Origin of the sequence: Shewanella fodinae (assembly GCF_014651955.1) — a bacterium.
GTDB lineage: Bacteria > Pseudomonadota > Gammaproteobacteria > Enterobacterales > Shewanellaceae > Shewanella > Shewanella fodinae.
In genome coordinates, this window is record NZ_BMXW01000007.1 from 175,569 (window position 1) to 186,507 (window position 10,939).

Below are 10,939 nucleotides of genomic sequence, written 5' to 3' on the forward strand. Positions count from 1 at the left end.
CTTAGAGGAATTCTTCGCTGCCACCACCGCCCAGCATAATTTCGCCGGCATCGGACAGGCGACGCGCAATAGATAAGATCTCTTTTTGCGCCACTTCCACTTCGCTGACCCTGACCGGCCCCATGGCCTCCAGGTCGTCACGCATAAGCTCTGCAGCACGTTTGGACATGTTGTTGAAGATTTTCTCACGCAATTGATCATCGGCACCTTTCAATGCCTTCATCAGCACATCCTGCTGCACTTCACGCAACAAGGTCTGCATACCACGATCGTCGACATCGATAAGATTTTCGAACACAAACATCAAATCCTGGATCTGTTGTGCCATCTCTTCGTCGGATTCGCGCATGGTTTCCATCAGTTGGCTTTCCACTGCAGTGTCCAGATAGTTCATGATGTTGGCTGCCGCTTTCAGGCCACCCATCTTCGCAGCCTGAGCCCCGCCCTGACCCGCAAACTGTTTTTCCATAATATCGTTCAGTTCTTGTAACGCCGCAGGCTGAACCTCTTCCAAATTGGCGATACGCATCATCAGATCTAAACGAGTATTTTCCGGGAATTGTGCAAATATCTGCGCCGCTTGATCGGGTTCCAGATAAGACAACACGATGGTTTGGATCTGCGGATGTTCGTTCTGAATAATGCTGGCGACTTGGCGAGCATCCATCCATTTTAATGAATCTAGCCCTTTTGCACCGCTGCCCATAACAATCTGGTCAATCAGATTACCCGCCTTGTCTTCCCCTAATGCGGCGGTCAGCGCTTTGCGGATAAATTCCTGACTGTTAAACCCGATTGAAGAATATTTCTGAATATCATCCAGAAACAACTTATGCACGGCGGTAACGCGCTCCTGCCCAAACTCTTGCATACTGGCCATTGCCATCCCCACCTTCTGAACCTGCTTGGGTTCCAGATGTTTGAGAATAGATGCCGCATCCGCTTCACTCAGACTCAGCAGCAATATGGCAGTTTTATCAATGCCACTGAGGGATTTTACATCAAAAGCAGCAGGCGCTTTGGCCTCTTCGTTATTTGCCATCGTCTTGTAACCAGTTTTTCACGACTTGAGTGGAGAGTTCAGGTTCATTAGCCACCAGTGCTCGGATAGCCTTAATCATATCATCATCTTTATGCAAAGCGGGGATCAGGATGGAACCGTCTTCGGCATAACTGTACTCAGCATCCGGTTTATGCAGCATGCCCAGTGTGTCTGCCGCATATTGATCTTCAATATCTGCCAACTCGTGACCCAGTTGTGGCTCATCCGGCATATTGGTTTCATTCGGGTAGATTAACCGCTTCAGCATAGGCCGTACCACAAACAGGATCAGCACCAGAATCACCAAAGCCCCTAATACCAGTTTGACTGCACGCCAAAACCACGGTTGTTCCCACATAGGTACTGGCGGCAAAGCCTCAACCAGTTGATCCATAAATGGCACAGTCACGACTTCAATAATATCACCGCGTTGGGTGTTAAAGCCGATAGCACCTTCTAGCAAACGCCGAATATTGGCCATTTCGGCATCAGTGCGTGGTACCCGGGTTGTCTGTCCGTTGGCATCAGCAGGGCCGGACTTGAAATCTACTGCCACGGAAACACTGACACGCCGGACGTTACCAACCTGCTGTTTAGTATGACTAATGGTGGTATCTAACTCGTAATTACGGGTCGCTTCGTTATGACTGGTACTGGAAACAGGTTTCTCTGCATTATCACCGGTCGCCTGCTGCGGAATATTGGAGGCCATCGGCGGCTGATTGGTCAGCGCCCCAGGAACACCACCACTGGTCCCATTAACCGATTTATTATCCACGGTCATTTCACTGCGCAGTGCCGGCAAATCTGGATTAAACCGCTTGGCTGTTTGCTCAACCGCCGTAAAGTCCATATTCACATCGACCTGTGAGGTGAAGTTCTCTGGCCCTAGAATCGGGATCAGGATTGAATCTATCTTATTGCGATATTCCTGCTCTTTTTGCTGGACAATTTCCAGTTCACGCCTGGCCCTCGCGGAGGTAGCATCCTGACTGCCAGAATTTAATAAACGACCACTGGCATCAGTGACGGTGACTTTACTGGGATCCATTCCGTGTACCGCAGATGCCACAATATCAACAATCGCGTCGACCTCTTCCTGACCCAGACCACCTTTGCGGGTGGTGACCACCACGGTAGCGCTGGGCTCTGAACGGGTACGGGCAAATACATTTTCTTTCGGCAGCGCTAAGATCACCTTGGCACGGCTAACACTGTTAAGCTCTTCGATAGCATGCGCGAGATTCAACTCCTGACTATGCTTGAGCCGCGCCTGTTCCATGCGTTGACTCACACCGAAGCCGGAATCCTGATTCAGAAAGTCCTTATCTTCACTGCTGGTTGATACCCCAGAACGGCTCAGCAACAGTTTTACCTGCTGATACTGATCTTCCGGCACCTTGATAACATCAACATCAATTTTGTAAGGGATACGGTTTTTATCCAGAACATCCAGCACCTGCACCTGCTGATCTGTGTCCATTTTACCCAGCGGACGATACTCAGGCTCCTGCGCCCAGATCATAATAAACACAGCCAATGCTAAACAGATAGCCAGCGCCAGGATCATCGTGATCTGCCTTAGCATATCAACACTGCCCAGCATGCCCATTACGCCGGATTTATTTTCCTGCTGCGCGCCGCTGGCGGAAGGAAGTGTGGCGTTATTCTCTGCGACTAATTCTGTACTCACGTTAAATTCCCACTATCGTGCTGATTTATACCGGCATGCTCATGATTTCTTTATAAGCTTCAACCAGCTTATTACGTACCTGCACTGTGGCTTCAAAAGCGACACTCGCCTTCTCTCGCGCAATCACAGTATCAGACAGGCTCACGGTAGTATCCCCCATATCCAGGCGGGTTGCCAAACTCGAGGAGGTAGTCTGCAATTCACTAACATGACCCACAGCCTGGCTGAGTAAATCCGCAAAATCGGCACCGCTGGTATTATTAACCTGGCGAAGTGGAGAGGGTGAAATACTATTGGGATTTATTTCACCTGTTAATGACTGCATTTCCTGCAGTAGAGGGTTGCCACCGATTTGCATGATGTCGTCTCCCGTCGTCAGCCATTTGACGGCTTATCTGTAGATATTTAGGTTTATGCAAAAAGGTTGCCAAAGATTAAAAATTGAGAAGTGGTAATGAATCACTGCATTAACAAAATGGCAGCATAAGTGCTGCCATCAACGATTTACTAGGATTTAAAAGTAGACTCAGGCGGGTAATTCAATACCCATTTCACGCATTCTGGCTATCTTGTATCTCAACGTACGCGCACTAATCCCCAGTTTCTCAGCAACCAGCTTACGACTGCCATGACACTGATTAAGGGTCTCGAGAATAATCATATGCTCCTGCGCCTTAAGTTCATCACCCAAGCCATCGGGAGTGTCTGCACTCACCTCGTTCGCCAATGCCACATCCTGTAGGTCGATGACAATATCCGTCGCGTCAATCAACTGATTACGATGTAGGATCAGCGCCCGCTGGATCACATTATCTAGCTCCCGAACATTACCGGGCCAACGGTGGCTCAGTAAACGCCGTATCGCACTGTCGGAAAATTCCGGCATCGGCTGAATACCGCTGATGCTCGCATGTCGTTGCAACAGATGTTTGGCCAATGGCACTATGTCACCGGGACGCTGGCACAAGGCTGGCCATGACAGTGGAAATACATTGATGCGATAGTAAAGGTCTTCACGAAAATCGCCTTTTGCCACCATCTCTTTTAAATCTCGGTTGGATGTTGCCAAGACCCGGACATCCAGTTTAATGGTTTTGCGGCCGCCCAAACGCTCCACTTCCCGTTCCTGTAGCACTCGCAACAGTTTGGCTTGCAGGCCAAGATCCATTTCGGAGATTTCATCCAACAACAAGGTGCCGGACTGCGCCTGCTCAAATTTCCCCGGACACGCTTGATAAGCGCCAGTAAACGCGCCTTTTTCGTAACCAAACAGGGTTGCTTCCAACATGTTTTCAGGAATCGCCGCACAGTTTATCGCGACAAACGGGGCGTCCACCCGAGGACTTTTCTGATGGATATACCTAGCCAACACTTCTTTCCCTGAACCACTAGGGCCAAGGATCATTACCGACGCATCAGATGCGGCAACTCGACTGGCGAGCTCCAGTAATGCCACACTTTTTTCATCTGCGACCACCGGTGCGCCAGCACTGGCTTTAGGCCGTAAATAGCGGCTGACCTGATTCAGTAACACCTCAGGCGCAAATGGCTTTGCGAGATAATCAACGGCACCAAGCTTTATAGCGCTAACGGCACTGTCAATAGTGGCATAAGCGGTCATCAGTAATACTGGCATCGATGAATGGTACTGTTTCAGATAATCCAGTAGTCCCATGCCGCCAATACCTGGCATCTGTACATCACTGATCACCATATCAAACTGACATTTTTTCAGCGCAACAATGGCCTCTTCAGCACTCGCTACATCCACACATTGATAACTGGCCATCTGTAAAGTGTCCAGCAATGCTTCCCGTAGCGAAACATCGTCCTCTACCAGTAAGATCCGGATATCGTTCATGCGTGGTTATCTCCAGAGGTGTTGCTGTCAATAAGTGGGAATGTCAGCGTAAAACTGCAGCCCTGACCGGGTTCACAACTGAGCGATAACTGGCCGCCGTGACTTTTCACTACCGACTGCACCACCGCCAACCCTAGACCGGTACCATGCGTTTTTGTGGTATAAAAAGGCTCAAGCACTTTGCGCTGAAGCTTTTTATCCAGTCCATGACCATTATCTGCAACCGTCAAGCTAACAGTGTTGGTTGTACGAATAACCTGCAGCACAATCTGGGAAGATTCGGCTTCAACGCTGTTCATCACCAAATTATTAATGGCGGAACTGAGCCCATGCAGGTTTGCCAAGATTTCACCATCACTTAAAATATCAGCTTCAAGGACGACTCGACGTTTCTCACAAATGGGTTCACAGTTCATCATCACTTGTTGTATCACATCTGACATGTGGACTCTTTCACCCAGCTGTTCCTGTTTACCTTTGGCAATTAACAACATGTCATTCACCTGCCGCTCAAGCTCGCCAAGGCGATCAAGCAGTTTTTCTTGAAAACGGTGACGGGAAGATTGCTCAAGCCGAGGATTGCCTAGATTGGCCGCATATAATAAAGCAGCAGATAATGGCGTGCGGATCTGGTGCGCCAGATTAGCCACCATTTTCCCCAAGGCTGACAAACGTTGTAGATGAGATAGATTCTGTTGAAGCAGACGGGTCTCGGTCAGGTCAGTGATCATTATCAGCTGTCCCGGTTCAGGCGTTAGCGGCGTTATCGCGAGTTTCACCCGCCGACCATTGCGCAATGACACCTCATGACCATCATCTTTGCGGGGAGCAAATGAGCGATTAATAATGCTGAGCCAGCGCTCACCCACCAACGGGATATCCAATAACGATTCGGCCACCGGATTGGCGTCAGTCACAATACCATCACCATTGAGGATAACCACACCGGACGGCATTGCCTGCAGTATATGCTCCATCCGATTGGACATGTTGGCGGCTTCCTTTACTTGGATCCACTCACGTCCACGATGGGAGATTGTTTCCAACTGAGCCAGCGGTAGAGCAGCCATAAGAACCCCGTCAAAAAAATGCTGTTAACGAGGTTAAGGCATATTCTATGCCAAAAAATAACCTTTAATAATCAATAGTATTAAGACTATTCTTTGCTCATTCCGTACTTGCGCATCTTTTCAACCAATGTGGTACGGCGGATCCCCAGCATCTCTGCGGCGCGGGCAACCACATTGTCCTGTTGATCCAGCGCCTGGCGGATCATGTCAATTTCCAACTCTGCCAGTAGATCTTTGAGGTTAACACCTTCTGGTGGTAATTCGCTCGGGAAACGGGTTTCAGGAATTTCTACCGGTTCGTCATCACTGAAAATGGAGGCCAGCGCATCTCGCTCCTGCATCTCCTCACTGACGTCCACAGAATACTCTGGGCCATCAATATGGCGATACTTCACCGGCAGGTCATTCACATCAACCAACCCACCTGGGTATAGAATCGTCAAACGTTCAACGAGATTAGACAGTTCCCTGACATTACCAGCCCAACCATGTTCTTTAAGTGAATCGATGGCACGCTGTGTAAAGCGTACACGCCCTTTCCCTTCGTTAAAGACCCGGCTGACCAATTCTTGCAACAACAGCGGAATATCATCTTTACGTTCTGTCAGCGGTGGCATTTCTATCGGAAAAACGTTGAGGCGATAGTACAAGTCCTCACGGAACTCGCCAGCTTCAATCATCGCTTCCAGATTGCGGTGAGTTGCCGCCACAACTCGCACATTCGCCTGAATGGCCTTCGCTCCGCCAACCCGTTCAAATACACGTTCCTGCAATACCCGCAACAATTTAACTTGCATCTGCAGCGGCATATCACCAATCTCATCCAGGAACAAAGTACCACCTTCGGCCAACTCAAAACGACCTTTACGAGCACTGATAGCACCGGTAAACGAGCCTTTTTCATGACCAAATAACTCACTTTCTAACAATTCTGGAGGGATGGCACCACAATTGACGGGGATAAACGGACCATCTCGACGATCAGACAAATAATGAATATTACGGGCCACCACCTCTTTACCCGTCCCAGAAGGGCCAGTTACCAACACAGTAGCTCCCGATTCGGCAACCTGATTAATCAGATGCCGCACATGGGCAATACCGTCACTGCGACCAACCAAACTCCGGAAAAGTTTAGTTTGATTAGCACTGGTAGGTACTTGAGGACGCTTTATCTGACCAAAGACCTGACAGTAATGCAGCAGTTCGGTGACCTGTGCATAACTCAACGGTTCGTCAATGTTTCCGAGGATATTAGACGCCGTGAGGTCAAACTTGCCATAGCTAAGAATAGGTTGCCACGGGAGTCGGCCTATCAAGGAATTGAGCCAAGATTCATCTAGAGACTCAGGAAGTATAACTAAGGCCCGGCAACGTAACTCGGGAGTCAGTCGTTCAGCCACATCTGCCGTAATAACATCCACCTGTTCCCCAATAAATTCCAACACACAGGATAGGCGACTGGAACGCTCTGATGGATTACCGACAAGTAAAATTCGTTGATCTGTTTGCATCATTCAGTAGGCCGCTACGGTCTGATAATTATAGGTAATTACTTAATCTAATTGTTTTTGTGTGTCCAAAACCCAGGGAGAGACACATGTTATTATTCACGTTTATAGCGAAAGCCACAGCCATGCTGAATATTGTATTATCGGCAGGACATAAGCAACCCCGCGATCGATTTTATGTCTCAAACATTAAGATTTTAGACCAAATAAAGCAGGCGCTCTGGAAGAAGTGTCAAAAATATGGCGAACGTAAAAAAACAGGCACCGATTTAGGTGCCTATTTTTTTACAATCTTTAGCGTTTAAGCATGTTCTTTGTTAGCCGTAAGATAGTGTTTATCCGCTGGGATGGCGTCCCACGCTTCTTTTATTTCCCGTAGCAACACCGCAACATCATCAAGCGCTTGCAAATCGTTATTAGCATTGGCTTCAGTAATCCGCCGCAGCATAAAATCATATAGCTGTCCCAGATTAGCCGCAATTTCTCCGCCTTCATCCATTACCAGAGAATTTTTCAATCCCTGAATAATACCGATAGCCTTCCCTATTAAAATTCCTTTTTGGGCAAAATCATGTTGTTCCATAGCCGCTTTTGACTGAGCGATACGCTCCAAAGCACCATTAAATAACATCTGTGTAATCTTATGCGGAGATGCATCAGCCAATTGGCTTTCAAGTGATACTTTGCGGTAAGACTGTATAGAGCCTCTCATCTTATTACCTACCTTTGTGCATCTAGGGTTTTATATAAATCCAACTTGCGCTCATTACGTTTTTTGGCCACCAGAGTATCCCCGTAATGTTTCCTGAAAACCATCATGTGTCGCTCATAATCCTGCGTCAAACGCTGTTGCTGTAGTAATTCTTGCCGATCTTCATCAACCGTTGTAGGTAACCACTGCCGTAATAATTTTTGACGCTGTAGCAAAAGATTCTGCAAAGTTTGCACCAGTTTTTCAGCCTCGTCTAAATTATCCGTTAAAACCGGCTGTATCTCTTTAAACGCTTCAGCGATTTGCTGGTTCACCTGTTCTAAAGCCACAATCACCTGGGACATTTCCTTTGTTGTTTATCGCTAGTTCTTATTGGACGACACCAGACCAGGCAATGAAGCAAGACGGTCAGAAATCATACTATTTTGCGAATTTAACTGTCCGACCATCAAGTCCATGGCATTGTATTGTTTGGTCAAACGGTCCTGATAAGCCTGCATTTTAAGGTCCAATTGCTCTCGTTGATCACCTATGCGATCCAATTGGTTGTTCAATGAGTCATTGCGACTATCAAGAATACCGCCCGTTTGCGTATAAGCATCACCAATACTCTGCAATTTTGCCGCAAAGCCTGTATCTTCGGTGGTGAAGAACGCCGAGACTTGCGAGGGATTTTTTTCTAGCGCCGCAGATAGCTTATCATCATCAATTTCCAACGTACCATCACGGGTAGTACTAATTCCCAGATTGGTTAATGCGGTAGTCTTACCATCGCCGGTATCAAACATAGATGAAATTGCAGTACGGAATTGCGACTGAATACTGCGAATCGTTGAATCACCTAGCAACACAGCCGCTTGTTCAGTATCCGCATTGTAGCTGGACAGATTTGACACTGTGGTCATCATGGAGTTATAGGCATCCACAAAATCTTTAATTGCACTTTTAGGGGTGGCTGTGTCCTGCGAAATTGTTAACGTTGAAGATTTATTAACATCAGCATCGGTCAGATTTAAGGTTACCCCGGTAATCGCATCGTCTACAGTATTAGAGTCTGAAGTCACCTTTAAGCCATCGACATAAATAATCGAATCTTTGGCAGACTGCAACGTGGTCATAGTGAAGGTATTGGTCAGTGCAGCTTCGCTGTCAGCAGATGTCGCAACCTGGATTTGATTGTCTGTACCTGTTTTATTGGATGTCAGTACCAATTGAGCGCCGCTATCGCTATTAACAATGGTTGCGGTAATACCAACGTTGTCTTCTGACGAATTAATTTTCTTGACAATATCTTGAAGAGAGTCTGTTGCCGCAACATCAACGTTAAAACTGTCGCCATTAACTGTGAATGCAACAGAACCACTACCGATCCCGGCCGTGACATCGCTCACCGCCGCAGAACCCAGTTTTTGGCTTTCTGCAAGCTGCTCAACAACCACCTTATAACTACCCGCTACGGCATCAGTAGAAGCGGTAGCAGTCAAGTAATCATTATTGGAAAGTTTGGCTTTAAAACCACCGAAAGTATCGGTTTTAGATAATGGCGATAACTTATCCAAAAAACCGGACATAGCACTTTTCAACGAACCAATTGCAGAGACTTTGGCGGTGATAGTTGCCTGATCAGCATCCAGAGCGGCAGTTTTAGGCGCTTTTTCTGCATTGACCAACGCGGTCACGATGCCGCTGATATCCAGCCCTGAACCAAGACCATTTGCCGTTAAGCTTGCCATCTCTACCTCCGGTTCGTTAACGAGTTTATGTGTTAACGCTTTAATCTGTTGTTCTAACCAATAACAATAAAGCCATTAAGCTTCTGTTTTCATTAGCAATCCTGCAATCTCTGACATCTTCTCAGCTAAATCCAACGCTTCTTGCGAAGGTATCTGTCTAATCAAATCACCAGAATCAACATCTATCACACTGACCACTGGCATGCCATCTTGCTCATCAACCCGAAATTGCAACCCTTTGCGCATCATGGACATGGTTGCCGTCAGGTCATCAGTCACTTGCTGCAATGAATCTTTACTCACTTCTTCGTCAGACGAGTTATTTGTTGACGGTTCTGAGGATTGCAGCCCTGTAGCATTTTTTTCAGCAACAATCATGCCATTAACAACTGCAGGTGCAGACTTACCACTGTCTGACACAGCATCTGCTTGTGGGGCTTTTTTTATCGCAACACTTGCCGCTGCTTGCAAGCCCAAATCTGCATTAAATGATAGTTCACCGTTCATTTGTCTGCGTCCCACACTTGATAACACCTGAGACATCCCAACTTCAAGTATTAACGCTAGCTATTATCTAAGCAATAAAGGGGAGTGCATCAATGCCCTCCCCCTTTGCGTGTGTCATTGTCCGTACCAGTAGCGATTACAGCAGAGACAGCGCTACCTGTGGCAACTGGTTCGCCTGAGCCAACATGGCAGAAGAGGTCTGTGACAAAATCTGCTGTTTGGTCATATTGGCGGTTTCTTTGGCAAAATCCACATCCTGCACACGGCTACGGGCGTCAGATACGTTGGTGGAGATGTTGCTCAGGTTACTGATGGTAAAGTTCATACGGTTTTGTACCGCACCCAAGTCAGAACGCTGACTGTCAATCCCGGCAATCGCGGCATCAATCACGGCAATCGCATCCTGAGCGCCTTGCGCGCTATTGATATTAATCTTGCTGACTGAATTCAGAGTAGATGTACCACCGCTCAGCATTTCACCAAGATCAGCTGTACCATCATCGGTCACTGTAAATTTATCTGATGAAGACAATGTCAGGCTGGAAGCTACGCTCGCAGCTGTATTGGTACCATCGGGTGTAATACCGCCTAATGTCGCTGTTGTTGTTGCGGTTCCACCAGTAAGTTCGATCCCCTGGACCCCTGTTGCTGAAAAGCTGATATCGCCTGTATCTGAATCGTAACTGACATCATACCCTGCTTTCCCTAAGTCCGAAGCAAGCGTTTCTGCATCACCGTTGTAGGTAGATAAATCATAACTATCTGCATTACCTGCTGCATCATAAACAGTAAGTGTGCCAGTATCTGCTG

Annotated in this window: 12 protein-coding genes; 1 reads left to right on the plus strand and 11 read right to left on the minus strand. The window is 47.4% G+C overall.

Annotated elements, in window-relative coordinates; all coding sequences use genetic code 11:
* Position 1: 1 nt before the first annotated feature.
* The 6 genes from fliG to IE064_RS08805 all read right to left on the minus strand — a co-directional run bounded on the left by fliG (position 2) and on the right by IE064_RS08805 (position 7,183).
* Complete coding sequence (gene fliG, locus IE064_RS08780; protein ID WP_133038554.1) at positions 2 to 1,042, minus strand: flagellar motor switch protein FliG; 1,041 nt, start codon at positions 1,040 to 1,042, stop codon at positions 2 to 4.
* Positions 1,032 to 2,735 (minus strand): flagellar basal-body MS-ring/collar protein FliF, encoded by a 1,704-nt coding sequence (gene fliF / locus IE064_RS08785; RefSeq protein WP_133038555.1) that lies wholly within the window; start codon positions 2,733 to 2,735, stop codon positions 1,032 to 1,034. The genes fliG and fliF overlap by 11 nt, the downstream gene beginning before the upstream one ends.
* Positions 2,736 to 2,760: 25 nt before the next feature.
* A complete protein-coding gene (gene fliE, locus IE064_RS08790) occupies positions 2,761 to 3,093 on the minus strand; it encodes a flagellar hook-basal body complex protein FliE (RefSeq protein WP_133038556.1) in 333 nt (110 codons plus the stop codon).
* A gap of 168 nt (positions 3,094 to 3,261) precedes the next feature.
* Positions 3,262 to 4,596 carry a sigma-54-dependent transcriptional regulator gene (locus IE064_RS08795; protein ID WP_189617506.1) on the minus strand — a complete coding sequence of 445 codons (1,335 nt, stop codon included), beginning with the start codon at positions 4,594 to 4,596 and terminating at the stop codon, positions 3,262 to 3,264.
* Entirely contained in the window at positions 4,593 to 5,666 is a 1,074-nt protein-coding gene (locus IE064_RS08800) for a sensor histidine kinase (RefSeq protein ID WP_133038558.1), read from the minus strand. The genes IE064_RS08795 and IE064_RS08800 overlap by 4 nt, the downstream gene beginning before the upstream one ends.
* A gap of 86 nt (positions 5,667 to 5,752) precedes the next feature.
* A complete protein-coding gene (locus IE064_RS08805) occupies positions 5,753 to 7,183 on the minus strand; it encodes a sigma-54 dependent transcriptional regulator (RefSeq protein ID WP_133038559.1) in 1,431 nt (476 codons plus the stop codon).
* Between the two features lie 83 nt (positions 7,184 to 7,266).
* Between IE064_RS08805 and IE064_RS08810 the strand changes: the two genes are divergently transcribed.
* On the plus strand, positions 7,267 to 7,482 hold the full coding sequence (locus IE064_RS08810) for a hypothetical protein (protein ID WP_133038560.1): 216 nt from the start codon (positions 7,267 to 7,269) through the stop codon (positions 7,480 to 7,482).
* On the opposite strand, the gene fliS is transcribed toward IE064_RS08810, so the two are convergent.
* From fliS to IE064_RS08835, 5 genes are all read right to left on the minus strand, one after another.
* A complete protein-coding gene (fliS, locus tag IE064_RS08815) occupies positions 7,479 to 7,889 on the minus strand; it encodes a flagellar export chaperone FliS (protein ID WP_133038561.1) in 411 nt (136 codons plus the stop codon). The two genes, IE064_RS08810 and fliS, sit on opposite strands and share 4 nt — an antisense overlap.
* Positions 7,890 to 7,897: 8 nt before the next feature.
* A complete protein-coding gene (locus IE064_RS08820) occupies positions 7,898 to 8,224 on the minus strand; it encodes a hypothetical protein (protein ID WP_189617507.1) in 327 nt (108 codons plus the stop codon).
* A 27-nt stretch (positions 8,225 to 8,251) separates the two neighbouring features.
* Positions 8,252 to 9,622 (minus strand): flagellar filament capping protein FliD, encoded by a 1,371-nt coding sequence (gene fliD, locus IE064_RS08825; RefSeq protein WP_189617508.1) that lies wholly within the window; start codon positions 9,620 to 9,622, stop codon positions 8,252 to 8,254.
* A 75-nt stretch (positions 9,623 to 9,697) separates the two neighbouring features.
* A complete protein-coding gene (locus IE064_RS08830) occupies positions 9,698 to 10,144 on the minus strand; it encodes a flagellar protein FlaG (protein ID WP_229799925.1) in 447 nt (148 codons plus the stop codon).
* Positions 10,145 to 10,265: 121 nt separating this feature from the next.
* The coding region (locus IE064_RS08835) for a flagellin (RefSeq protein WP_268244748.1) at positions 10,266 to 10,939 on the minus strand (674 nt) is incomplete at its 5' end.

Excerpts from the sequence above, each read along its gene's own strand:
- fliS (WP_133038561.1), bottom strand. The coding sequence starts at position 7,889 with ATGAGAGGCTCTATACAGTCTTACCGCAAAGTATCACTTGAAAGCCAA.
- fliG (WP_133038554.1), bottom strand. The coding sequence starts at position 1,042 with ATGGCAAATAACGAAGAGGCCAAAGCGCCTGCTGCTTTTGATGTAAAA.
- IE064_RS08810 (WP_133038560.1), top strand. The coding sequence starts at position 7,267 with ATGTTATTATTCACGTTTATAGCGAAAGCCACAGCCATGCTGAATATT.
- IE064_RS08800 (WP_133038558.1), bottom strand. The coding sequence starts at position 5,666 with ATGGCTGCTCTACCGCTGGCTCAGTTGGAAACAATCTCCCATCGTGGA.
- fliD (WP_189617508.1), bottom strand. The coding sequence starts at position 9,622 with ATGGCAAGCTTAACGGCAAATGGTCTTGGTTCAGGGCTGGATATCAGC.
- IE064_RS08805 (WP_133038559.1), bottom strand. The coding sequence starts at position 7,183 with ATGATGCAAACAGATCAACGAATTTTACTTGTCGGTAATCCATCAGAG.
- IE064_RS08795 (WP_189617506.1), bottom strand. The coding sequence starts at position 4,596 with ATGAACGATATCCGGATCTTACTGGTAGAGGACGATGTTTCGCTACGG.
- fliE (WP_133038556.1), bottom strand. The coding sequence starts at position 3,093 with ATGCAAATCGGTGGCAACCCTCTACTGCAGGAAATGCAGTCATTAACA.